Genomic DNA, 25,574 nt, shown 5'->3' with positions numbered 1-25,574 from the left:
TAACTGTCGGTATGCCTGATCCAAAACTGATGGTTCTTGATGAGCTGCAAAACAACAACTTTTTAACCTTCCCCCCAAGTTTTCAACTTGATCCAAAACTTGGGATCAAGTTGAAAAAAAACTTGCCCTCTTACGTCTATACACTTCCAAAAATCATTTGAAACTTACAGGATTAATCAAACGGCAGCCAAGATCTCCTTCTTGGTCCAGGATCTTATTCCTTTTTTTCCATATCGAGCAGCTTAAATCCGAAGTAGGACTTCTTTTCACCCTTCACCATTTGCCTCCGTGCATGCTGCACAAAAGCATCGGCCTCCTTTTCACTGGCTACCGGCCTGTCAATTGAAAAGCGTTGCCCATTTAAAAAATGCGGCGCAAGATCATAATGTAAATACATAAAACAGATTGAATGAAGAAGAAAAGTTTACCGGATAAAATTGACTGAATACCCTGTATTATCTATACACCCACTATACACCTGTACCCCGGAAACATTCTATCCCAGAACTACTGATATCGTGCTGCAGTAACTTCCGCCAGTAGATTAGTATTGCCTATATATGTGTGGTAGTATCGTTATTTTTCAGTAAACTTGACATTGGTAATGTGCTTCTCCTTGTTACCCCCAACAGGTTTATAACATTGCAGGGAGCCCTTATCTTTCAAATTCAAACCATTGAAGAAACCTCCAGTAATGAAATTTAAGGTTCCGTTGCACATGGAGCCAAATGTTAGAACAAGTAACCAGATCCCTTCAAAATATGCCAGGTACAGCATTCCTAACGCCCAAACTGAGTTTATAGAAGGAGACTTTGGCACTTTTTTAACACAGGAATTTATTACTCCGCAATGGGCCATAGGCTGGTTAAATTTCTTTATTAAAGAAGATACTCACCTCTACCCCACCACAGCGGAACCTATGGTGGCCCTCTATTCTACAATCGATGGCAATATCCCCTGCACCCTCGAGGGCTTCGGCGAACTGGTGCTGCAAAACAGGAAATACGGGTTTTATTATATCCCTCCCGAAGTAAAAAATGATGCATTCTTTGCCAGCGGCGATTACGATGCCATGTATATTTCCTTTTCTCCTGCGTTCTTATCTCAATTCATTGACCATCATCCACAGTTTGGTGATCTGTACAATCGCCAGCAGCAGGAGGTACAGAATGGCCAGGTACTACCCGTGTATCCCATCACGCAGCATGAGCTGGGAATCCTGAATAAAATACGCTATAGCAACCTCCATGGCAAGCCGCAGGAACTCTCCCTGCAGGCCCGGATCCACGATCTGCTGGTTGCTTATTTTATGGTTCACGATGTGGCAGACAAGGTGGAAACTGTGGAATCCGAAGTGGAGCGCCGGATCCGGGACACGGCTGGTTATATTAGCCATAACTACCATTTACCGCTTACAGTAGCCGATCTAAGCAAGCGCACCCGACTAAATTTGAGCAAGTTTGAAAAGATGTTCAAGCAGGTAATAGGCCAATCTCCTAAAAAATACATGGAAGAGTTGCGGATAAAAGAAGCCGTCCGCTTATTGGAATGTACAGAAATAACGATTGCTGATGTGGCATTTAAAGTGGGGTTTGCCGATCCCAATTACTTCTCCAGTGTATTTAAAAAGTTACATAATGTGTCGCCTCGGGAGTACCGGCAAAATAGTTCCGGCCGTTCGTAAAAAAAAAATTCTTCATCTATAGTTGAAAACTTATAGATTTTAAATTTAAAAGTTGTAGATGGGTTTCAGATTATTGCCTCAACTTTACTATGCGATAGAAAAACGCCCAAACCCGAATAGAAAAGCTAAAGAGGTTTCCACGATGCTCGAACCCAAAAAATTCACACATTGATATAATTTTCACCTTATAGGTCGCCAATACCTACCAATAAATTGGTTCCAGGTTGCCCGGTCTGCCATCTCAGCGTGGTGGCGGACCAGCCGACCACTCAAAATAACGAAAACTGTAATTCTATGGAATTGTTAATCGTTATTTTACCAAAAAAAATCCTTCGTCGGTGCTCCAGGTCACCCTTCAGTCGGTGAGATCGTTAACTTTTCATTTCATGTAACACTCCATTTATCTATGAAAGAGAAAATGTCGAATATCGTAGTTGAGGTAATAGTATGCTTGTTGATCCTTTTATGGATATATACTGGATTGAACAAAATTATTGACTATTCCAAATTCAAATTCGAGGTAGGAAGATCTCCGTTTCTACAAAACTTTGCATTATTCATAGCCCTCACCTTGCCTGCATGGGAATTAATTATGGCTGTTTTGCTGGTGTTTAAACGAATAAGAAACATAGGTCTATATGCTTCTTTGTTTATGATGACACTATTCACCGGCTACGTATACATCATGCTGAAATATAGTTATGATTTACCCTGTAGCTGCGGTGGTATCATAGAAAAGTTAACCTGGGAACAGCATCTCGCGGTTAATTTTGGAGTTACTATTCTCACTATCATGGCTATTTTTCTGCAAAGCAGTATGGTTACGCATAAAAAGCTGGCCACTCATGTATAGCCCTGCCACACATCAGGTATGTTCTTTATGTCTCTGATTTAAGTTTTTATTGATCAATAAAACAGGTTGCTGCTCCTGTAAAAAAAAGCGGTTAGCCAATTTCGGCAATTTTATTTGTTAATCATTAAAATATAAAAAATGAAACGTTTTAAATTCAGCTTTGCTGCCATTATTGCGATTACAGCGGTAGGTTTAACTATCTCCTCAAATGCAGATGCATTTGCCAAGAGAATTGCCTGTTATAAAACGGTAACTACTGCTACTGGTACCCATGTATACAATGGCACTACACTGCCAACAGTTGGACAGACTGCATCAGCTCTAAGTGATCCAGATGATTCTTCTATTTGTAGTGGATCAGGAAGGTTCTGTTGTGCAACCATATCCGGTACTACCGTTACAGCAGTATTCCAAAAAACTGCATCTTGATATTACAATAACATGCCTTAATTTTTTTAGGGCTGTTATTGTTTATTTAGTGTTCTCCCGCCACTATTATCCTCTTAGATAAACAGCAGGGGAACACTTTCCATCATTTCCATGTTATCTGTAATAAAATGAGGAAAACTGCCATTTTAATCCTTTGCACAATTTCTGCGGCCATTATCTCTTTGCTTCTACTTATAGGATTGACAGAAATGCCCAATGAAAATGGCAATGGTTTTACACGAAAGATGTTAGGAATGCCTGTGCTCTTAAAAGAAAATGTTCACAGTTTGCCTGCAGAAAATATCTTTGGTTATGGAAGAAAACTTTATTTATCCGAACCTAGCCATAAAGTAATTTATAGTATCGGTAACGAATTCAACATAACCGGACAATTTAATATAGACTCTATAGTTGGACAATCTTTGTTACCGCCTGTCTCTTTCTTTGCAAGCGCTTCAAATTTATATATCCATGAAAATAATAAAGCCAGAGTATTAGCAGGAGAATTTACATCCGGGAAAATTGATTCGTTCCATTTAAACTCAGGTGTGTTTCTAAAGTCTTTACAGTTATCAGACTCTCTAGTGGTTATCAGAGGTTTTGAGCAATCCAGCATTAAGCCGATCTTTATGAAGATGAATATGCTCAACAAAAAAGTATTGGCAGTCAATTCACTGTTTGATAACAGGGATGATGCGGGGTTCTCAACCGATGGATTCCTTTTTTCGAATGATCTAAGAAACAGAATTTTTTACGTGAAATACTTTGAGAATGGGATAGTGTCCCTGGATACGAATCTAAATATATTATTCAATACAAAAACTATAGATACTTTTATTCATAGCGATATAAAAATTCAGAATTTTAAATCGGGCAATGAAAGCAAATTGTATGCAGCTACAGCCAGATCGGAGATTCATAGATTTGTATTCGCAAACAATGACTATATCTTCATACAATCCAATCTTATATCAGACGATGAAACGCAAAAGGATTTCCGGATAAATCCGATCATTGATGTCTATGACCAGAATAGGAAGGGCTCGTACGTTGGGAGCTTCTATTTGCCAGTTGAGAAAAAAGACATCCAATCATATTATATTAACGGCGACAGTCTATTTGTATTATTGAAAAATAAAATAGCTCTATTTAAGCTGGGTATTTAAGGTTTCTGCCGTCCGAACAGGTGCTGGTATTGGCCCCTACTTCTGTCGCCGTTCAAAAGACGCGGCAACAGAAGCGAGGCAGTTACTATTCTTTTAAAATCAGATCTCCTTCAGAACTAAACATTCAATTTCTCTTTCTTCTTCAGCTACTTGCAGGCCGTATTTTTTCAATTCATTATTTAGAATAACCAGGCTTTTTAATTCACCCAGTTTAATATCAAAATCAAAATTCCCGGTTAGCCGCGTTTCATCTAATACCGGAATCTCATTGGGGCCATTGTAGTCCCCTAATTCATTTTCAATGATTTCAGTAATTGAGCTTACATTGCCTTTTTTGATGGTGTAGTTCCCATTCTTGTCTTTATCGAAAACAAACACTGGCGAGTTTGTTGCTTGCAATTTACCACCTGTAATAACTTTTAGAACAAGGCATTTTTGTACCTTCTTTTGAATAGAGGATTCTATTAAAAAGTACCGCTCCAGATCCTTTTTTATATAGCTTAATTTGCTTTCCATAATGTCTGGTGTATTGGGGCCCAGCGCGTTGGGAACTCTCACCTCATAGCAATAGGTGTTGGAATCCCGCCACTCTGCCTCCTGTGCCTTGCCCAGAGGATAATATTTTGAAAAATTCTTTGGCTCCTTCAATTCTACTATTGTTTTGATATGCAGCTTTCCCTTATTGGCTAAATGAACATATCTGAATAATCCAATTATTTGTTCATTCAAAATGGTAGCTCCCCTATAGTCAATATTCCCAATACTGTCTGTGAATGCATAAATCCAACCTGTTCTCGGATTAACCATACTTCTTTTAGTTACCATTGAGTACGTCATCATCTCATCAACCAATTGTCCTTTATAAATATTCATTTGCTGTAGCATGGGCAAATAGGTTTGCTGTATTGTTAATGATTGTACAAGCTGATTGATTTTAGGCTTTTTGCCTGATAAATAGTCGGATATGTTGTCCTTTGTGGTATTCCATCCTTGCGTTGTAAATTCAACAATGCCATCCTGACTAATCCAGACATGGAATGGTACGGCAATATGTGGAAACAGTTTCTCGAAAGATGTGTCGCCAAGGATCATTGGCAGCATGCTATTTTTTACATTCGGCGAAACTTCGAAAAGTCTTTTAAGTGATTCTTCTGTATTTGTTGTGACAAGTATAATTTGAATTTTATCACCAAATTTATCCTGCAACTTCTGCATTTCCGGAAAAGCCTGTATACATGAAGTACACCACTTACTCCAAAAGTCAAGAATTACCAGTTTCCCTTTAAACTGGGAGAATTTCACGGTCCTGGCATTTTGACTTTTTCCAATGGTCATTGTCAGATCCGGAACCCTATCGCCAACTTTCAAAGCTTGATACGCTGGTTGATCTTTCAGGTAATTAAAATCAACAATAGGTTGTCCCTGGACATTATAGAAGCAAAATAATCCGATAAAAAGCACTAGAGTTAGTCTGGCCATTTAGTTAAATTTTTGGTTGGTAGTTTATTTTATCCTATTCCCTGCGGATCCCGACTCAAAAGGCCGCCGTTGTTTGCAACTGAAGAAATAGAACCATACAATATATAAGTAGCCGCAAGTATCTGTTTTTACTACTCTATTGCTATTTTATAGAAATCTTTTGCGGCCAACGGCGACCTGTGGTTATCAGTGGAGCGCTGTTTGTTGTGTTGAAAAGACAACTTGGAAGATGAGACCTCTATATGCCGGATTATTTCAAGTGCAATACTCCTTCTTTATCAAAAGAATACTCCTTGACAAAGCCGGTGAGCTTTAAGCCAGTGAGGAAGTTGTTAATGGGTGTTTTGCGGCTGATTACGCCTGTGAATTTCTGGCTAGTAGTTTCTCCTTCAAACTTTACATGGATGCCGTAATAGCGCTCTATCAGTACAGCAACTGACTTCAGAGATGCATCTGTAAATGGATATTCGCCTTTTCTCCAGGAGAGTACATCATAGGGGTCAAATTCATCTATCTGCAGCGGAGAACCAGTACCAACGGTAGCTTCGTAGCCTGGCTTTACCAGTGAGGAATCGCTGGCAGATCTTACTTTTATGGAACCGTTTACAACTGCTACCTTGTCTTCCTGTGCGTTATACGTGTTGATATTAAATTCGGTACCTAATACTTCTACTTTACCGTGAGGCAGGTTTACAAAGAACGGCTTTGCAGCATCTTTCTTTACAGAAATATAGGCTTCTCCATCTATGTTTATTTCGCGGGCATTACCTTTAAATGTTAGAGGAAACTGTAGAGTAGTGGCTGCATTTAATTGAACAGAGCTGCCATCCGGTAGCTGGAGCATATACTCCTTTCCATTGGGAACGGTTAGGGTTGCGATACCTGCATTACCGGTAGCCTTCAGCGAAAGCTGGCTGTTTTGATTGTTCATCACCACATTACCGGCCTGAATGGTGCCCTGTTGCTTGCTCAGGTTAATAACAGGGGCAGAGCCGATCTTCAGTTCAATATCATTACTCCCTTTATATTGCGCTAATTCACCTAAATTTGTTTGCGTTGGATGAGTACCAGGTATCAGCACCACAGCAAGCAGCACTGCTGCGGCCGCCGCAGATGTGGCAATTCCAATAACTTTGGCAGTTTTGCTGATTCTCAGCTTCTTTTGAGAGGCTGCAAAAAAATAGGGAAAATCGTCCTGTAACTGTTTGCGTTTTGCATCTAATTCCTCCGTGGTTAAATCGGCTTTCACTTTATCGTAAAGCGCCTTCCATTCCGCATTGCTTTCTATAGCCGCCTGCAGCTCTATTTTCTCTTCCGGAGTAATAACCTCGGTTAGTTCGAAAATGGTAAGATTTACTATATGATCTTTGTCTATTTGCATGTATTCAAAAAATCAAAAAAATTGCTATCGTCATATATAAAGGTAGCCGTCCCCCCATAAAAGTACTATGCCAGTACAAAATTTAGTGCACATTTTTTAGCTGATCCCTTAACGTTTTAATCGCCCTGGTTATGTTATTATACACGGTCGACCTGGCAGTGCCTGTTTTGCTGGCAATCTCTTCAACACTTTTATTGCCCCAGATTGACATTTTGAATGCCTCTCTGCTGGCAGGAGGAATCTTTTCCACCGCGTTCAGCAGATACGTTCTAAATTCCTTTTCCTCGAGCGATAAATCGTCGCTGAACAATATATGCATGTTTTCATGGTACCATTTTTCCCTTTTTTTCGACCGCGTATGTGCCCTGATCACTTCCAGGCACCGGAACCTTACTGCATGTACCAGGTAATTTCTGAAGGAATTACGGATGGAAATGCTTTTCCGCTTCTGCCAGATGTACATGAATACCTCCTGCACAGCATCCTTTGCTGCATCTTCGCTATCGAGCATGTTTTTGGCTGTTAGCAGCATCATGTGGTGATACCTTTCGAACAACCGTTCGAACGCAACTCCATCACCTGACTTAATCTGGTGCAATAATTCCATATCGCTCGTAGAAGAATCCATTAACCCCGACAAAACATATTTTCTTTAACTAATCGCCGTCCCCAAAACCGGCATGAACATTCAGTGGATAAGTGAAGTAATGGTGTATGACAGAAAACAAAAATATAATATATGCTGTTCTAATGCAATATAATTTTTTTTAATAGATTGGCATTCTATGTTCTGGCTGTCATTAACGTAAGCGTTCCCTACCCTCTATATTATTAACCAATCAAATGCCGCCTGGTTGTTAACAGGAGGTTAATGTCTTAAAATTTATTTTCCCTATTTTCCTGGATTTCAGCCATTTTTATAGTAGAGTCAAAAAATAGTTACTATCAGCGTAGTAAAAAAGAGCAATTACGGCTACTTTATATATGAGGGGTTTATTTCAAGCAATCCGGCAATGTACAGTTGGTCATGACCTGATCTTTGTCTGATAAAGAATGCGTAAAAACTAACCAGGGAACAAAAACAGCTTATGTTGAATCATCTGACACGGGTTTTCACTACCCGCTGTTATCACTGTTATTTTATTAGCGATAGCCAGTAAGATTTTGTTGCTTAGTACTGAGTGACAATACCAGTCGGGAGTGAATACTTAAGGAGGATACCAACCAAGTCGAAAAATCAACCAACCAGTATCAGGGGACAATAATGCCTATACTAAAATCAACCAAAACTTAAACGAATGAGAATGCTTCAACAACTCTCGCATAAGGGCAATTGGTATCTTTTAGCCACTTTATTGCTTTTTGCGCTACATTCATCTGTTACTGCACAGAGTTCCAATAATGATCCTGGCACGCGAACAGTTTCTATTTCCGGGTCGAATGTGACGCTTCAATCCGTTTTAAAGAACATAGAGAAACAAACCGGCATGCGCTTTAATTATGGCGGTGAGCTCGATACCAGACAGCGTGTAAGTCTCAAACAAGAGAAAAGAACACTTGCGCAGCTTCTTTCTGAATTGTTTAGTAAGACCGGGTTCTCCTGGAGGTTTATGGATAATAATATCTTTCTTATTAAAAACAGCGCGAATAGTAGAGGAAGTATTAATGGACAGAACCCGGCCGCTGATTCGACTATTCGGGTTAGTGGCATTATCACCAGTGAATCAGGACAAGCGTTAGAAGGAGTGAGTGTTGGAGTTATTGGAACGGTTTATGGCACTACAAGTGGTAAAGATGGGAGATTTTTCCTAAGCAACGTTAATAGAGAAGGTACGCTTCTGGTCTCCAGCATTGGTTACGAAATGCAAAGGGTGCCAGTAAATGGAAGATCACAGCTCGCCATTAAATTGATAGCATCTGAAAACAAACTGGAAGCGGTAGAGGTGCTTTCTACCGGCTATCAGAATATTCCCAGAGAACGTGCAACGGGTAGCTTTGCACAGATTGATAATGAGCTATATAACCGATCTATAGGACCTAATGTACTGGATAGAATAACCGATGTTACATCCGGGCTGGTGTATCAGCCGGGGAAGGTATCTGCTTTTAACAATGGAATTACGATAAGAGGTGTTAGCACTATTAATGCCAATAGAACCCCCCTGATAGTTGTAGATAATTTCCCTTTTGATGGTGACATCAATAATATAAACCCCAACGATATACAGTCAGTAACTGTGCTAAAAGACGCTGCTGCTGCAAGTATATGGGGCGTAAGAGCAGGTAATGGCGTTATTGTGATTACTACTAAAAGGGGACGGTATAATCAACAAAACACCGTTCAGTTTAATAGTAATGTAACTATCGGTGAGAAGCCTGATATTAATAGCCTTCCGCTGATGAAATCAACCGATGTTATTGAGGTTCAAAAATACCTGTACGACAATCTTTATTATGATCTGAATGACTGGTTATTTCCACTTATTGGCCTCTATCCAACAATTCCAAAAGTTGCGGAAATATTAATCGCTAAAAAGCATGGAACCATTTCTGATGCAGAGGCAGAAGCTCAAATTAATCAACTAAGGAACAATAATGTACTTGATGATATTAACAAACATTTATTACGAAATAGTATACAACAGCAATATGCTTTGAATATGTCAGGAGGGACCCCAACATTTAGTTATTATGGCTCATTGGGGTATGATAGATTTAGAGGCAATGAAGTAGGTAAATCTTCCGATCGTATTACTGTCAGGCTGGAAAATTCTTACAAACCTACCAATAGAATAGAATTAAATGGTTTTGTGTCATACGTTCAAACGGAGAATAAAAACAATAGCATTGATTATTCCGGTTTTATTCCGAATGGGAGAACCTTTGCTTCGCCTTATACAAAATTTCAGAATCCCGACGGCAGTTCGGCCAACGTGCCATATATACTTGGGCTAAGGGATGCTTATGTGGATACTGCCAGCTATCCCGGTTTGTTAGACTGGCATTACCGGGTTCTGGATGAGCTGCATAATGCAAATAATAAAAACACGCAATTTGATACAAGAATAGGTGCCGGATTAAAATATAATATTCTAAAAGGGTTAAATCTGGAGGTTAAATATCAGTATCAGAAGGCTTTGTCCAAGAGTAGAAACTTACACGATCAAAATACCTTTTTTACCCGCGATCTGATTAATAAATACATGAATGTTAGTGGTGCCACTACTGTTTACCCTGTTCCATTGGGGGCAATATTAGAATCGTTAGACGGAGAATTAACCTCCTGGAATGCTAGAGCACAAGCCAGTTATAATCAGTCCTGGAATAATCACGATATAGTAATGATTGCTGGAACAGAGATCAGGCAGACAACAAATGATTTTATTCAATCAAGAAAATATGGGTATGATCTGAATACACTGATCGCAAAGCCTGTTGATTATGCTAATCAGTACATAATAAGGCCAAGCGGCTCTACTGCAAGCGTTCCTTTTCTGGACTTCAGTACAGGAACGATTAGCCGATATAGAAGTTTTTATGGCAATGCTGCTTACACATATAATCAAAAATATACCTTATCCGGTAGTGCAAGAGTGGATGGTTCTAATTTTTATGGAGTAGATGCTAACCAAAGAGTAGTGCCTCTATGGTCGATAGGTGCCAGTTGGGATATCTCGAAGGAATTTTTCTATAGATTGGAATGGTTGCCTTATCTAAGACTACGTACAACTATTGGTTATAATGGAAATACTAATAATAGCGCATCAGCTTATGCGACAACAACTCAAAGCATATATTTTTTAACGGGTTTAACCTACGGTAGCCTCAACGGCCTGCCTAATTCTGAGTTACGCTGGGAAAAAGTACGGGTAGCCAATTTTGGATTGGATTTTGGAACAAGAAATTCCAGGATATCAGGAAGTATCGAATACTATGTTAAAAATAGTATCGATTTAATAAGCGCTGCCAGAATAGATCCTACCTATGGAGATATGAAGTTTACCGGTAATAATGCTTCCATGAAGATCAAGGGAGTTGACCTTACGCTGGCGTCGAGAAATCTTGTTGGCAAGATTACCTGGACTACCAACTTCCTGTTGTCCTTTAATAAAGATAGAGTAACAGAATATAACCTTAATTCAACTTCTATATTTGATTATTTTCAGGATAACGTTCCTCCAACTGTGGAAAAGCCATTAAACAGTATCTGGGGGTTTCAGTGGGCTGGTTTAGACCCACAAAATGGAGATGCCAGAATATATGCTGACAGCAAGGTTATTAACTCAGCGAATTTCGGATCAGCTCAGGTTAAAGATTTGCAATATATAGGCACCTCTTTACCCAAGTATTTCGGATCTATAAGAAACACCTTTGGTTGGAGAGCCCTGGCTGTGTCCTTCAACATTACTTTTAGAGCGGGACATTATTTTAGAAGACCGTCTATAAATTATGATCAGCTATTCGTTAATTCCGGGGGCCATTCTGACTACTCGAACCGGTGGCAGAAAACGGGAGATGAATTAACTACCAATGTTCCTGCTCTTCCTCTTACGACAAATTCATATAATGTGAGCTATGTCTACGGTAACTCAACTATTTTAGTTGAAAAAGCAGATCATATAAGGTTTCAGGATTTGAGAATTAGTTACGACCTCGGCAATGTTCTTAACCAGCAGCGGATAAAAAGGCTGCAGTTATATTTCTATGTCAATAATCTGGGAATAATCTGGAGAAAGAATAAATATAATTTAGACCCGGAGTATGTAAATATTCCGTCAGTTCCAAGAACAGCATCTTTAGGGGTAAATCTGACGTTATAACAGTTTGATCGAACTCCTAAAAGAATGTGCACCAACCAAAATAAAATTGCATTTTATGAAATCAAAAAATAAACGAGACAGGAAAAATAGCTGTTTTTCTATGCCTATCATGATTTTATCATTTCTGCTGCTGGGCCTGTACTTACCGGGGTGTAAAAAAGACTGGCTGGAGGAAAAGCCTGACAAGAATTTAACAATACCAAAGTCGCTAACCGATTTTAAGGATCTATTGTCCTCTCCTGTTTTAGCAAGTAGCCCTTTAAATCTTGGCGATGTAGGATCTGATGGACATTCCATTGCTCCCAGCTCCACACCTTATATGAATGAGAATGTATATAATACCTATACATGGTCGAACAATAAGAGTGCAAATGAAGTAGCCTATTGGGATCGGTCGTACACAGTTGTTTTATACACTAACGTAGCTTTACAGGGTTTATCGGAATTTTCTGCATCCAATAGTAGTGAACAAAAAGTTGTTAACGAATTGGAAGGCCAGGTTCTATTCCAGAGATCCAGAATCTTCTTTGAATTGGCACAACTATGGGCTCCTCCTTACGAGGAGTCGGCATCAGTAACTGATTTATGTATTCCACTCCGATTTGTTGCTGACAAAAATGCACCGTCTGTAAGACTTTCGGTAAAAGAGACGTATGATTTGATAATAAGGGATTTGAAGACTTGTATTGATAAGGTTCCCGTTATTCCCCAAAATGTTCTATATCCTGGAAAGGCAGCCGTATACGGACAGTTAGCACGTATATATTTATCTATGAGGAATTACGACGCTGCCGGAAAATACGCTGATTCTTCGTTGCAGGTTTATAGTACATTGATTGACTTTAATACATTAAATCCCAATGCATCCGTAATTGGATGGAATAATCCAGAAGTTATTTTACAAACCCGGCAAAGCTATAATTCAAGTTTTCCATCGTCCAATCTTATCGACTTAGATCTCATTAAACTATATAATGCTAATGACTTAAGGACAAAGATCTTTTTTAGAAATAATAATGGATCTTTTTCATTTAAGGGAAATTACAACTATTCCAGTGATCAGCTTTTTACAGGAACTACTACGGCTGAAATGTTTTTAATAAGAGCAGAAAGTAATGCAAGGCAGGGAAAAGTTGAAGCGGCAATGTCTGATATTAATAAAATACTAAAGAGCAGATGGTCTGGCACAGAAGTTTATATTCCTGTTACGGCAAATAACCAGGAAGCGGCATTGGAAATAATACTAGCAGAAAGGAGAAAGGAATTGTTGCTGAGAGGTCAAAGATGGATTGACCTTAGAAGGTTAAACATGGAAGACAAGTATAAAACTACCATAACACATGTTTTAGATAGTAAAACTTATACACTGGAGCCCAACAGTTACAAATATACTTTACCAATACCAGATGATGTACTTCAATTAGGAGGATATAAGCAAAACCAGGGATGGGAAAAGTAAGGTGCTTATTGTTGTAAGTGAATATGAAAAATGTTATCATTAACCAACCATGTCCTGAGCCACGCATCAGCGTGGCTTTTTTGTTATTGTTCTTAGAGGTTTAGAAATACCGATAAATTGTAGAAGATCAGCGATATTGTTTATCTAGTCTCGGTAGAACTATTGTGTCGTTGAAGTTCATTCGCATTTCAGAAGAAAGTGAGTAGGAGGCATAGGATTATTTCCTATGCCGTCCCCTCCAGCCACCGTACGTACGGGTCCGTATACGGCGGCACATCAAAATAAAGTGTTTGGAAGAGTACCTAGTTCTTTTAACGATAAGTATCCCTCTCTTCTTAAGTAAGAGTTGTTCATCGCGATTGAGAGGATCGGGCTTCCGGCGATACACCAATACCCTTTTCGAGTATTACTCCATCGATAAGCTTGTCCATCAGGGATTCCTTGCTTGCGTAACATGTTAAACCGGGTCTTGGGGCAGCGCCATTGTTTCCAGTAACATAACCGGAGCCTACGACGAACCCAACTATCCAGGTCGGCGAAGATGCTGCGTGAGTCAATGAGCTTGAAGTAATTGGACCAGCCTTGGTTCAGACTCTCTAGTTGTTCGTATCGGCTGTACATCCCCATTGGAGTGCTTCGAGAAGTGATCTTCCGGACTTTGTCTTTATACTTCTTTATGCTTCCTGCTCCGATAAGTAGTCCATATGGCCCGGTTTTCTTTTTGTAGAAGCTATGCCCTAAAAGATTGCTCTTTCCAGGCATCGTTGTCTTGCTTTTCGTCTGGTTTACCTTCAGTTTCAGTACTCCCTCAATGAACTTACTTATATTTTGATAGCACTCTTGCGGCCCCCCGTTCACTTCCTACAAACACGCAGATATCATCCGCATAACGGATGAACTTGTGTCCGCGTTTTTCCAGTTCCCGATCTAGTTCATCCAGTAGGATGTTGGACAGAATTGGGCTGAGCGGGCCGCCTTGTGGCGTACCTTCCCGGTTCACTCTTGCAACTCCTTCTTCCATTGCTCCCGCCGGTAGATAACGATGGATCAGCTTTAAAACACGTTTGTCCTTGATCCGTTTGCCTAACAAATTCAGCAGATAGTCATGGTTTACGCGATCAAAAAATTGCTCCAGGTTTATATCTACCAGATAGCTGTTTCCTGCATTTACATAAGCTTGCGCTTTCATCAACGCCTGATGCGCATTTCTTTTTGGGCGGAAGCCGTAGCTACTTTCGCTGAAAGTACCATCATAGAGTAGCGTAAGCTCCTGTGCGATCCCTTGCTGGATCATCCTGTCCATAAGCGTGGGGATTCCCAATAATCTTGTCCCGCCTGATGGCTTCTCTATCTCAACTCTTCTTAGAGGTTCGGGGTGATAAACCCCTTCCAGAATCTCTGTCTTAATGAACGGCCACTCATCTTCTACTTGAGCTTTAAATCCTTCCATTTCTACGCCCTCCACGCCTCCGCTACCCTTATTCGATTTCACTCGCTTAAAGGCTCGTTGCATATTCGGTCTGTGTAAGATTCTTTCCAGTAAGTCCATTTTCCCTTTCTTTCTTGTTTTCTCCACTCGTCTCGGTTCATTCTTTCTTCAGCTATGTTGCTCGGCGCTCCCCATTTCCCTTTGGCTTCCAGCCTATCTGTTACAGGGCAGCTACAGCTTTGATGCTATATTTTCTGCTTTCTGCACAACATCCTAGTTCCAGAGTTACTACTTGACTTTTGATGTTTGGTCCTTCTCCGTCTTTGGGCTACGGATACTACTACCAAAGCTGACTTCTGTAAAATCCTGAATGTATTTCTACCTACAGTTGCCCCTTCAGGCTGCGCTTCTCCCTCCAGCTGCTATTTTACAGATCTCCCCGGGTAAGTTCATATACTTTCATCCCATATATCTGCCGCATTTACACCCACAGTTTTCCGATAGTAAGGGACTTCGACTTGTGTTGCAGTCTTGTCCAACTGTGGATGCCTTCTATGCGGTTTCTGTACGTCAGACCGGGGTTTTGCCGCCGACTTCCTTCAGATTCCACCTCACGGTGGACACCCTTGTCTTGAGCTAGCGATTCCTACTATCAAGGCTCGCGGAGGACTTGCACCTCTTAGTCTATGAACATGCCGGGCGCACGACACGTGCTCCTACAGGAGCTGAGATTCATCGCGGCACTGTCACTGCAGTAAGCCAATATCGCCAACTGGCCTTTATCAAAGTATAAGTTCTTTTCCATGACGTAAAACGAACTTTGCAACATCTTGTCCTGCAATGAGGCTTATAGGAATATCCTTACCGAGCCCTCCCTCCTCTGGCGATTTACTTAAACGATTGCTTAATTCTTCAATAGCTTTCTCAAGGTTTTCTGTGCTTTCCCCTGTAGTTATAAGCATGCCTGCATTCGCGTTGAACTCTTTGATAGCATCACCAATTTGATCGACCGCATTTACTTCCCAATGCTTCCCGCCATACGATTTAACTTGTACAACAAGCGTTTCTTCCTTTTCCAGATTGCTAATCGCAAGACCAGATTTGTAAGTAACGATCAAATCCGCACCATTGTCTGTACCCCAGCCTTTATGTTTACCGTGTTCCCGCACATTCGTTACCGTTGGAATTCTACGAAAGACTTCCGCTATCAATCCTTCGAGATGATAATTAGGATGAGTTTTGTAAATTTTTTCTGTAACAGCAGATAAAAGCGGCGACAAATCTCTTTTTAAATAGAAGATGCCGACACTCTCGTCTTCTTTCTTTTCGATATCACCAGATTTTATATTTTCAATGGTTTGAAAAAACTCTTGTTCATGGCAAATACGCCATTTTCTTCCTTGTAACTTCAAGCGACTGCTTATGATAGGGAGTACTTCATAATCGTTCCGCTCAAACTCCACAATCGTTGAAGTATCAATTACCAACATGTGCCTATAATCAGAAACTTCGTTATCCTCTTGCTCAAAGGAATAGGAGGCCACTACTTGTGCCGTAAGGCAAGCTCCCCAATATGGCAGATTAATTTGAACAACCCAGTCACCGGGCTGTATGTCTAACAAAAAATTGGCTTTGTTCCAGCATTGCATTTCATGTTCATCCATCTCAGTGAATGGTTTAGGCTCAAGTTTGTGTAAGTCAGCCTTGTCGATGTAGCCCCAACCAAATCTTGCCACACCGGTGCGGAACGAATTTGTCAGAAAGTTTACTACCTGATGGTATTCTTCAGGACCATAATCAGCTGTTGTTGGTCCTTTTAAAGCCCAAATCGCCATGCTTATTTTTTTTTTGTTTACTCGTAATGAACCCTATGTTGTATCCAAATCCTACCACTGCCAAAGGCGGATCTAAAGTTTTCTGCCTTGAATTTTTAAAATCGCGAAATCTACTACTCTCCTACCTTCCATAGCAATACCCGCACGGTTTCTTATGCCCGGTAGCCATGGCTTCACGTATGGTAACAGCATCAATACGATGGGTACACTTTTTAATCCATGGCAAAGTCTATTGTGATAGGCATAGCTAGTGCTGGATTTACATATATAAACCTTGTTTGTCTGGAATTTATCCGCAGACACAAGTAGCAGCAGCAATAAGATAAGCTTCATAGCAGGGTTGCCCCTTAGTTATAAGCGGGGCATAAAGAAAGTTAATAAAATTATTGCCAACATTCCCAACCATTATGACACAAAGGACTGCCACATAAGTAGGAATGCCTAGGTTTCAGAAGGTCATATCCTGGTCTTTCAATGTCAATAAACTTTAGATCATGCTGAAAAGATGTTAATTGATCATCTACTTTGGATAGTATCTCTACTTGCTGAAAACTCATTTTATTACTGTATTCTATTCTCCTTGATTTTCTTTTTATGATTCGCAAAGTCGTTCCCTAATCATCTTTTGACCCCATAGAAGCGATTACAAAAGTCGCAATAACCGCCATCACGGCCCCACTACCTCAAATACCCAATAACTTCCCATCGAACCATACATCTTCATAGCCATTTTCTCCAATTAAAAACCGGTACCCGGGAGGTAATGCCAGATATTTCAGAACTTCAGGTTTCAAGTCACTAAGGTGTGCTACGTGCATTGGTCGAAACCAATCTGGGTCTTCTGAAAATTCTTCACCTGCCCAAATATACCATCCTGTAGTCTCTCCTTCGGGAGGATGCCTTAGCCCATTTATCGGATATAAGTCTCTTGTTTCAACGTTTTTAGTAATTCCGACGAGTAGGAAATATGGCGCCTCAACGAATTCTGCCCCATATTTCTCACAGATATTGACTTGCTCAAATTTAATGTCCATTATTATCATTTTTCATTTAATTATAGCCCTTATACGCAACGATATTTCAACAATTTAAATAAAACATCCGGACCATACATCCGGATGTTTTCCAACTATGTCAAAGAACTGTAACAGCTAGTTCTGCCTGATTACCCTGGCTATCCGTTGCCAGAATGAGCACCTTTGCCCCTGGAAAATCGGGGTTAGGGATCCTCGTCCTGTAACTCCATACACTGCTGTTATTGTTTGCCTCACCTACCTCCAGCGTACCACCTTCAACAGAGAAGATACTCACCGCTACCTTTTCGGCTTTCCGTATAATCATGTAGATTACATTATTAATGGATCCTTTGTAATAGTCGGTAATTACAAGCCTGATATCAGGGCCTTCTTCCATTGGAACATTTGAAGGTTCCCGCACAGATTTCACACTTTTGGTACCTGGAAATATTCTGTGCTTAGATGTTCTCATAAAGCAAAAATTTATTGCGAGATGAAAAGCGTCCCGGGTTATGCCGGGACGCCATACTACTACTTTAGGAAATGATAGTTTCCTTCTCAGTCGTATTACCGGGTAAGTCCGTGGCAGTAACAACTACCCTTGTACCGCTCAGTGCTGCATTGGCAGCCGTCACAGTATAATTCCAGATACGCCGGTCATTGGTTTTGATGACAGCATCTCCCTGCTCCAATACAGCGCCGGTCTGTGACAAGATGGCGACTGTTACGGATTTCGGGGTAATGACGTCTCTTGCTTTGACAGAGATCAGGTCACCAACCGTTCCTTTATAGCCACTGATGTTTACTTCATCGATGACTGGTGGATTCATCGCATCCCGCAAAGCTACATTATATGCGGTCTGACCACCTTTTGCGGCCTTCTGATACAGCGCTTTGATGGCAGGATCTTTCACTGCTTCCTGGGCAAACAGCGACGCTATTACAAACTGCTCGCGTGTTTCCTGCTGTGCTTCAGTTGGCGGTTTGGTACTCGGACCGCGCTTCATGCCGATGATTGTTTTTCCCTTCCTGACACGGAAGTTCATCATATCTCCGACGGTGCCGGAGGCTCCCTTCGTAAAGGGGTTCAATTTTACATATGCCATAATGATAAGTTTTTAGTGATTAAAAATGTTGTTTAACCACAATCCTGATCACCAGGTCAAACAGGAGGCGCCCCTCTCCTGTTTTAGGCGCAGCCCCGTTGATCGCGATTGCTGACACAATATTAGCGAGATTAAAAACGTCATTCCGGGCAATGTATCTGAACTGCAGATACGTGTATCCAAACTGCAAAAATGTGGGGACGAACTGCAAAAATGAAGGGATGAAAATGCATCAGCAAATCCGGAAATGACTTAAAAAATCATCCTTGTATTCCCGGCCGATGGGCAATGGATTTCCGACAACCATAGTAACTTCGGTATCGACAAATCTGACATGGTTGATACAAACGACGTATTTCTTATGCACGCGAATAAAATGATCGGGGGTGAGTTCTTCGAGGAATTGCTGAAGGCTTTTTCTTATTCTAAGACTTCGGCCATCTACCAGCTTAATACATATATAGTTCTTTTCCACGGCCGCGTAGACGATCTTCTCTTCTAAGATCATCTCACTCGGACTAATATTATGTAATATTAAATTTCCGCTCCTGAAATCTCTACCCTGTACGTTCGCTATTATTCCGTTAGTAACATCTCCGTTTACTACTCCGAATAACATACCGTTGAGCCCCTCTTTGCCCCCTAGGTTAATGCCTCGTCCTGAGACATATGCCCAAAGACCATAGCATTCCCTGTGCCCTGAACAAATGCTCCCGCGCCTCCCGACAGTGCTCCGGAACCGGCGTCTCCCATAGCAGCTCCTATGCCCAAGGCCACGCCTCCAGATATTACAGCTGGCGGAATAATAGACTAACAACCAAATTTTAATAAAATGAAGGAGCCCGCAGACATCTCCTACCTTTTGCTTTTAAGCGTTAAAAAAATTATCATGCTTTTTTATGATCCCTACTTAAAAGCGTCTGTGAAGCTTGTGTTCTCATGTAGGTGGCATGTTCAGGTTTTAAGTTATATTTGGTAAAATATTAAAATTTGAAATTTAATCGTTACGCCCCAGTTATAATCGCCGGCTTCATCTTTGCTGCTGTACTTTTCCTTTTCCGTTTGCCCTTAAGTGGACTTCTAAATACAATTATCGTTACTCCTATCTTTTCGTCGTTTGAGCGGTCCATTTGGTCGGATATTGTTTTAGTGCTTTTGTTAATCGCCACTGCCTACTGGATAACAAAAGAGCAAATTCAAAATGTTATTCTCCATGCAGCTTGTTTTATAACGATCTTCTATTGCTTTCAAAGACTTAATCCCTACTGGGAATTCATTAGACTAAGTTCTTTTCCGCAATTGATGTATTGGGATCTCATTGTCCTTGCCATTTGGTTGACCCTGTCTATCAATTTTTTGCTCAATTGCGGAAGAAAAAAAGATAGCGATTTCCAAGAAATGAACAAAGGTTTTATTGAAGATCAAGCGGTCACACAGCTGGAAGATGATCATTTTAAACGCCAGGTCACTGCGGCAGAAATAGCCCGGCAAATAAAACTTACAAAGAATCGGAAATCTTTTGCCATCGGTATTCTCGGAGAGTACGGAAGTGGAAAAACTTCCTTTCTGAACCTTATCAACCTCGAATTCAATGATACCGAAGTATTAAAAATATCATTCGATCCCTGGGTAGCCAATAATCCTGATACAATCCGTAAGGAGTTTTTCGACCTTTTAGCATCAGAGGCTGCGGCTATAGATGCAAGAGTCTCTTCACTGATATATAGTTATGGCCGAAAACTAGCTAGTTTTGATGGTCGTTCCCAATCATTTATGAATTGGCTGGGGTTTCTTCAAAATCGAAGCTCCGTGCAAAGTTCCCGTGAATACGAAAAGATTAATCAGATACTTAAGAACACTAAAAGGAAGATCATCATTACTATCGACGATCTTGATCGGCTTTACCCTATCGAAATTATGGAAGTACTAAAACTGATTCGTAACACGGCTAATTTTTCCAATATATTCTATCTAGTCGGCTACGATAAGGAATATGTACAACGAGCCATAAATACATTGACTGAAACAAAAGGTTCAGATTTTCTAGATAAAATATTTCAGTTGGAAATTCCATTGCCTAAATGCGAAGAAGATGACTTCTTGATTACATTAAAGGATCGGCTGAAGAGCATGGTATCGGTGCAGCACTACGAAGCATTTGAGACCATTCTAATTCCCAACGATTTCCGGAAACGTTATGAGAAAGCCTATAGTACCATTTTAAGGCAAGGAAGGGACATCGTACGATTTCTTAATAGTTTTAAAATTATTTATAATCTCATTGGCGAAGAAGTAGAGTTTGAAAGCCTGATTTTACTAGAATTGATCAAGTTTCGTTATCCAACGATCTATAGACTAATTTATATGCAATCCGATGTATTTTTGGAGGAAAACCCTGTGCGATCTACACATGAACAATACCTCTCCCCTCGTCTAGTCAAAGCAAAAGAAACTGACAAAGCTTCGACAGAAGTCTCATTATTTAAGACACATCTGGAACAAATAGGGTGGCTGACTGCTGAAGATGTATCTTTGCTTGATGGCCTTTTCATGAGGTTATTCAAAGGGAATCAGTATCATCGTCCAACAGCTAAAAATTCAATATCGTATCCTTTATATTTTGATATATATTTCCAGTATCGGCTTTCTCCCAAAAACCTTTCTGACAAGAATTTCAAGGCGGCATTAACCTCAGACAGCATGCAAAACCTTATGAGGTATTGTGCCAGCAGTGGACTTCACAAACAGCTAATGGTTCGGCTAATGCAAGAAAATATTTCCATTAACAGACAAGCATTTGAAGACATCATAGCATGGATATTTATGTTCGGAACAACGTACGTCGAAAAGGAAGGCATGCACCATTTTGACTACGATTCACTGTTGGATAAAATTTACAATTACAATAATATTATTACCAAAAAGCTCTATAAAAACGATATCCAGCAGTACAAAGACTTCCTTCACTCTCTTTTCACTACTGCCGCTCCTCCATTTCTCTTCGTTAACGAATTACTATATTATTTAAAGGAGAAAAGCGACAACTTCATTATTTCTATTGATGAAATGGTGGAATACCAATATTCATATTTTACCAAAATGGCGGAGAGTGGTCATGGACTAAGCGAGAATACCCTTTGGCTATTCTGGGGAGCACGGCAAAACTACGAATTTGAAGTAAGTGGTACCTACTATAAGACCTGGCGTTTCGAACCTAGACTCGTTTCTAAAATGAAATCTTATATTGCTAGCAAAGACTCAATACAGTTTCTTAAATTCAGCATCGCGTATGAAATGCGCAATCGTTCACATGTCTCTATTCACAAGCCTGTACTGGAAATGTTTGACAAACCTGCAGATTATCGTGTACTAATTGCAGGTAATGATTTATTGAATGAAGATGTAAAAAATGAGTATTTGCATTTTTTTGACAAGTTGTCGTTAAGTAATTTCGAACAATGTGTAGACATCGAATTCAAAACCGAACTGAAAAAAAAAGACAGTGAATAGTGATAGCAACTTCAATGAGGCATTTTGGGAACTTATTAAAAATCCTATTTGACTTCAGAATTTTATTTGGACAATTTACTTAAATCGACACTAACTGGTTCGAAAACGTACGTTATTGGGCACTTTGCTAACACCGGAGAAATATCCCGGCGTTTTCTGTTTACCTTTTAAAGATCTGCTACTTCCTTTTTTGACACCTTATATAAATATTATTATCTTCAACTATTGGCATTATCCACGTACTTTTACAACTTACAAAGTTGGAACGAGTGCAATGATTGCTGGTAGATCTTAATGTATACTGTATTACTTAACCGCGCTAGTTATCGATATTAAAATCAAATTTTTTCCTTTTTGATAATTCGATACCTTTAAAAGGCTTTATGAGTAACCTATCAATCAATTATAAGGCATTCTTGATCAAATTAAAATATATAGGATGAAGGATACAGAGTCAATCAGAGCATTGACTAAGATTTTTAAGGAAAAAGAATGGTTTTCTAAAGATAGTGAATCTTTAGTTTATGAAAGCTTTTGTGATCTGCTTGAGGTATTGGCACCAGATGAACGAAAACTTCTGATCGAATTGACTCACAGATATTTTTGGATAGCCGGCAATGAATATGAAAAGCATATTACTGACGTAATTAAGGACATTCCAGATGAAATCCTTGTTGGGATTAAGAAGTTACTGCTATTTCCGGTTATAAAGCCGACAGATGAAGGGAGAGCTAAAAGTGGAACAGGGTTAGTGTATGATATAAGAGCAATGATGCCGAAGCTGACTAAAATGAAGAACATTTCACCTTTTATCATTGATGAATTCCAATCATTTTCAAGATCTTTGGATGGTAATCTTAATATATTATTATGTTTAGTAGATGATTTTATTGGAACTGGCGATACCCTTGATCAATGCCTAGAGGAAATTAAGAAATTTGCCGAATTGAAACTTGATAGAACAGTTATTGTTTCCATTTCTTGTCAAAAAGAGACGTATGACAAATTGAGGGCTGAAGGAGTTCGCATTTTTAGCAAATATATAATTGAAAGAGGAATTACTGATTTTAACGAACAGCCTTTTATTGAGGAAAAGAAAGCCTTAATGAGATCAATTGAAAAACAAATTCCAGGCGCTTCATCGTTCAGTCTTGGATTTCAAGAATCCGAGGCTATTATTACGCTAAAGCGAACTCCCGATAATACGTTTCCAATTTTTTGGAAAAAACTGAGAAGAAATGGAAAATATTTTGATGCACCATTTTTAAGAGAGGATTAAAATGAATCAAGACAAATTATCATCATTGCTCCTTCATATAATTAAAGAGGATACTAATGTTAGGCAATTGATTCACTACGGTCTCTCTTATCGTGAGATTGCTGAATTAATAGAGCAAAATATAACATCAGGTAACCTAAATGGCGATAATGATGTTATTTCCCTTACCAAGCAAGGTGAAGACTATCTCAATGCTAATAGAAAGCTCATAAAGGAGAGAGATAAATCGAAATGGATTGATTTAGATCTCAAACACAAAATTACCAAAATTGATAAAGATGACGTATTTTTACCAACACGAGATAAGTTATCATTTTTAAAATAATTGCTCTAGTGTGTCTAGAAGCCGGAGGGATGGAGTCATCCTCTCTGTAAGAGAACAGGCTTTCAAGCTTGTGCATTAAACGTAAATCAAAAGTCTCCTTCCCCAGAGGGGCCCCTTCCGACATTTTGATTCACGTTTAATGCATTGTTTAAGATGGGGTCTGAAATAAGTTTCAGACCCCAAAAAAAAATAAAAATGACTTTCCCTCAGTACGAAAAAAAATTCCGCGTCAAAGCAATTAAATCTGGCTTTTCAGAGTACGAAATAAGTGCCTGTCTTCTTTACGCTAAACCCCTAATTGAAAGTAATCTGCCTGTTATATTTAATACAGCTAATTTTGGTGCGCTTGTAGGCTATAAAACAAATTATTTAAAACGGGCTGTTAAGTACACTCCATATTTTTATAGGGCGTTTACAATAAGAAAGAAAAACGGGGGCAGTAGAGAGCTTGTAGAACCCTTACCAAGTTTAAAAGAAATTCAAACTTGGATACTCGAAAACATACTTCGTGAAGTTAAGGTGAGTAAATATGCTAAGGCTTATGTAAAGAGTAGGACTTTATTGGAAAATGTTCGTTATCATAAAGGACGTGAGGCCGTTCTTACCTTAGATATTGAGAATTTTTTTGGTTCAATTACACTTCTCCATATTGAGCACATTTTTTTAGGTTTAGGGTATTCATCTAATATATCAAATTTACTTGCAAAATTGTGTACCTATGAGGGCGTTCTTGCGCAAGGGGCTCCAACTAGCCCTTATTTATCTAATTTATATCTTAGAAGGTTTGATGAGATAATTTCTAAATTTTGCAACCAAAATGATATTCGCTATACGAGATATGCGGATGATTTAACATTCTCAGGACAAAAAGATGCGCTGGATATAGTTGAATTTATTAGGAAAACCTTGCAAAAATTTAGTCTTAAATTAAATAAAGATAAGGAGAAGTTAATGGTGCGAAATCAGAGGCAGGTAGTCACCGGTATTGTCGTAAATGAGAAATTACAAATCCCTAAAGCAGCAAGAAATTTTATAAGAAACGAAATTTTTTTTATTAAAAAATTTGGGTTAGACAGTCATTTAGAAAAAACAGACAATAAAAAATCTCATTATTTAGAGCATCTAATAGGAAAAATAAATTTTGCGCTTCATATAAACCCCAATGATTTAAAGATGCAGTCATATAAGTCAATCGTGCTAAAGATTTACCAATCAAGAGATGAAGATAAGATATAGACTATACTGTTACCTCAAGTAGTTTAATTAAACCGACAATTTTTGTAGAAAGCAACTGTATTTGATCCAGAAAATGTTGTTTAACCACAATCCTGATCATCAGGTCAAACAGGAGGCGCCCCTCTCCTGTTTTAGGCGCAGCCCCGTTGATCGCGATTGCTGACACAATATTAGCGAGATTAAAAACGTCATTCCGGGCAATGTATCTGAACTGCAGATACGTGTATCCAAACTGCAAAAATGAGGGGATGAAAATGCATCAGCAAATCCGGAAATGACTTAAAAAATCATCCTTGTATTCCCGGCCAATGGGTAATGGATTTCCGACAACCATAGTAACTTCGGTATCGACAAATCTGACATGGTTGATACAAACGACGTATTTCTTATGCACGCGAATAAAATGATCGGGGGTGAGTTCTTCGAGGAATTGCTGAAGGCTTTTTCTTATTCTAAGACTACGGCCATCTACCGTAATAATTCGGTTCTCGGCGTTCCAGAATGACATCAATAAAAAGGTATCTTTGTTTTGATTTATTCTTGCTTCTTCCAGTAGTGGGGTAATAA

The 25,574-nt window shown here is 39.5% G+C and carries 23 protein-coding genes; 10 read left to right on the top strand and 13 right to left on the bottom strand.

The genetic code is table 11. The features are described 5' to 3' along the window. Window positions 1-214: 214 nt before the first annotated feature. The gene (locus C7475_RS32465; RefSeq protein ID WP_110057605.1) at window positions 215-397 is read right to left on the bottom strand and encodes a hypothetical protein; all 183 of its coding nucleotides are present in this window, start codon (window positions 395-397) and stop codon (window positions 215-217) included. Between the two features lie 297 nt (window positions 398-694). On the opposite strand from C7475_RS32465, the gene C7475_RS32460 reads away from it, so the two are divergent. The 4 genes from C7475_RS32460 to C7475_RS32445 all read left to right on the top strand — a co-directional run bounded on the left by C7475_RS32460 (window position 695) and on the right by C7475_RS32445 (window position 4,132). Next, window positions 695-1,684 (top strand): helix-turn-helix domain-containing protein, encoded by a 990-nt coding sequence (locus C7475_RS32460; protein WP_110057604.1) that lies wholly within the window; start codon window positions 695-697, stop codon window positions 1,682-1,684. A gap of 406 nt (window positions 1,685-2,090) precedes the next feature. Beyond that, window positions 2,091-2,537, top strand: a complete 447-nt coding sequence (locus C7475_RS33625) for a MauE/DoxX family redox-associated membrane protein (protein ID WP_110057603.1) — start codon at window positions 2,091-2,093, stop codon at window positions 2,535-2,537. A gap of 138 nt (window positions 2,538-2,675) precedes the next feature. Continuing rightward, window positions 2,676-2,966: a hypothetical protein gene (locus C7475_RS32450; RefSeq protein ID WP_110057602.1), complete on the top strand. Its 291-nt coding sequence runs from the start codon at window positions 2,676-2,678 to the stop codon at window positions 2,964-2,966. Window positions 2,967-3,094: 128 nt separating this feature from the next. Beyond that, complete coding sequence (locus C7475_RS32445; protein ID WP_110057601.1) at window positions 3,095-4,132, top strand: hypothetical protein; 1,038 nt, start codon at window positions 3,095-3,097, stop codon at window positions 4,130-4,132. Window positions 4,133-4,231: 99 nt separating this feature from the next. Here the strand turns inward: C7475_RS32445 and C7475_RS32440 are convergent, their stop codons facing one another. From C7475_RS32440 to C7475_RS32430, 3 genes are all read right to left on the bottom strand, one after another. Next, a complete protein-coding gene (locus tag C7475_RS32440; RefSeq protein WP_110057600.1) occupies window positions 4,232-5,611 on the bottom strand; it encodes a redoxin domain-containing protein in 1,380 nt (459 codons plus the stop codon). Window positions 5,612-5,861: 250 nt separating this feature from the next. Then, window positions 5,862-6,992 (bottom strand): FecR family protein, encoded by a 1,131-nt coding sequence (locus C7475_RS32435; RefSeq protein ID WP_110057599.1) that lies wholly within the window; start codon window positions 6,990-6,992, stop codon window positions 5,862-5,864. A gap of 82 nt (window positions 6,993-7,074) precedes the next feature. Further along, entirely contained in the window at window positions 7,075-7,599 is a 525-nt protein-coding gene (locus C7475_RS32430; protein ID WP_158286674.1) for an RNA polymerase sigma factor, read from the bottom strand. A gap of 697 nt (window positions 7,600-8,296) precedes the next feature. On the opposite strand from C7475_RS32430, the gene C7475_RS32425 reads away from it, so the two are divergent. Continuing rightward, complete coding sequence (locus tag C7475_RS32425; RefSeq protein ID WP_158286673.1) at window positions 8,297-11,812, top strand: SusC/RagA family TonB-linked outer membrane protein; 3,516 nt, start codon at window positions 8,297-8,299, stop codon at window positions 11,810-11,812. 55 nt (window positions 11,813-11,867) lie between these two features. Further along, window positions 11,868-13,271, top strand: a complete 1,404-nt coding sequence (locus tag C7475_RS32420) for a RagB/SusD family nutrient uptake outer membrane protein (protein WP_110057596.1) — start codon at window positions 11,868-11,870, stop codon at window positions 13,269-13,271. 276 nt (window positions 13,272-13,547) lie between these two features. Here the strand turns inward: C7475_RS32420 and C7475_RS33620 are convergent, their stop codons facing one another. From C7475_RS33620 to C7475_RS33460, 8 genes are all read right to left on the bottom strand, one after another. After that, window positions 13,548-13,892, bottom strand: a complete 345-nt coding sequence (locus C7475_RS33620; protein ID WP_370445449.1) for a group II intron maturase-specific domain-containing protein — start codon at window positions 13,890-13,892, stop codon at window positions 13,548-13,550. A gap of 196 nt (window positions 13,893-14,088) precedes the next feature. Next, window positions 14,089-14,784: a reverse transcriptase domain-containing protein gene (locus C7475_RS33210; protein ID WP_199236324.1), complete on the bottom strand. Its 696-nt coding sequence runs from the start codon at window positions 14,782-14,784 to the stop codon at window positions 14,089-14,091. 698 nt (window positions 14,785-15,482) lie between these two features. Continuing rightward, window positions 15,483-16,535, bottom strand: a complete 1,053-nt coding sequence (locus C7475_RS32410; RefSeq protein WP_110057595.1) for a restriction endonuclease — start codon at window positions 16,533-16,535, stop codon at window positions 15,483-15,485. 683 nt (window positions 16,536-17,218) lie between these two features. Next, a complete protein-coding gene (locus C7475_RS32400; RefSeq protein ID WP_110057607.1) occupies window positions 17,219-17,569 on the bottom strand; it encodes a hypothetical protein in 351 nt (116 codons plus the stop codon). A 100-nt stretch (window positions 17,570-17,669) separates the two neighbouring features. Further along, complete coding sequence (locus tag C7475_RS32395; protein ID WP_146217724.1) at window positions 17,670-18,023, bottom strand: hypothetical protein; 354 nt, start codon at window positions 18,021-18,023, stop codon at window positions 17,670-17,672. A 64-nt stretch (window positions 18,024-18,087) separates the two neighbouring features. Then, entirely contained in the window at window positions 18,088-18,657 is a 570-nt protein-coding gene (locus tag C7475_RS32390) for a hypothetical protein (RefSeq protein ID WP_110057592.1), read from the bottom strand. Between the two features lie 232 nt (window positions 18,658-18,889). Beyond that, window positions 18,890-19,276 carry a LytTR family DNA-binding domain-containing protein gene (locus C7475_RS32385; RefSeq protein ID WP_110057591.1) on the bottom strand — a complete coding sequence of 129 codons (387 nt, stop codon included), beginning with the start codon at window positions 19,274-19,276 and terminating at the stop codon, window positions 18,890-18,892. Window positions 19,277-19,299: 23 nt separating this feature from the next. Then, a complete protein-coding gene (locus C7475_RS33460; RefSeq protein WP_255412681.1) occupies window positions 19,300-19,434 on the bottom strand; it encodes a hypothetical protein in 135 nt (44 codons plus the stop codon). A 213-nt stretch (window positions 19,435-19,647) separates the two neighbouring features. On the opposite strand from C7475_RS33460, the gene C7475_RS32380 reads away from it, so the two are divergent. From C7475_RS32380 to C7475_RS32365, 4 genes are all read left to right on the top strand, one after another. Then, on the top strand, window positions 19,648-22,167 hold the full coding sequence (locus tag C7475_RS32380) for a P-loop NTPase fold protein (RefSeq protein WP_110057590.1): 2,520 nt from the start codon (window positions 19,648-19,650) through the stop codon (window positions 22,165-22,167). Window positions 22,168-22,606: 439 nt separating this feature from the next. Further along, window positions 22,607-23,446 carry a hypothetical protein gene (locus C7475_RS32375; protein WP_110057589.1) on the top strand — a complete coding sequence of 280 codons (840 nt, stop codon included), beginning with the start codon at window positions 22,607-22,609 and terminating at the stop codon, window positions 23,444-23,446. A gap of 1 nt (window position 23,447) precedes the next feature. Next, window positions 23,448-23,771, top strand: coding sequence for a hypothetical protein (locus C7475_RS32370; protein ID WP_110057588.1), 324 nt, complete (start codon window positions 23,448-23,450; stop codon window positions 23,769-23,771). Between the two features lie 195 nt (window positions 23,772-23,966). Then, window positions 23,967-25,007: a reverse transcriptase family protein gene (locus C7475_RS32365; RefSeq protein ID WP_110057606.1), complete on the top strand. Its 1,041-nt coding sequence runs from the start codon at window positions 23,967-23,969 to the stop codon at window positions 25,005-25,007. Window positions 25,008-25,266: 259 nt separating this feature from the next. Here C7475_RS32365 and C7475_RS32355 read toward each other — a convergent pair. Beyond that, the coding region (locus C7475_RS32355; RefSeq protein WP_146217723.1) for a LytTR family DNA-binding domain-containing protein at window positions 25,267-25,574 on the bottom strand (308 nt) is incomplete at its 5' end.

Source organism: Chitinophaga sp. S165 (assembly GCF_003182155.1).
GTDB lineage: Bacteria > Bacteroidota > Bacteroidia > Chitinophagales > Chitinophagaceae > Chitinophaga.
Note: the sequence above shows the minus strand (reverse complement) of the source record. Positions and strands in the feature narration are given on the sequence as shown.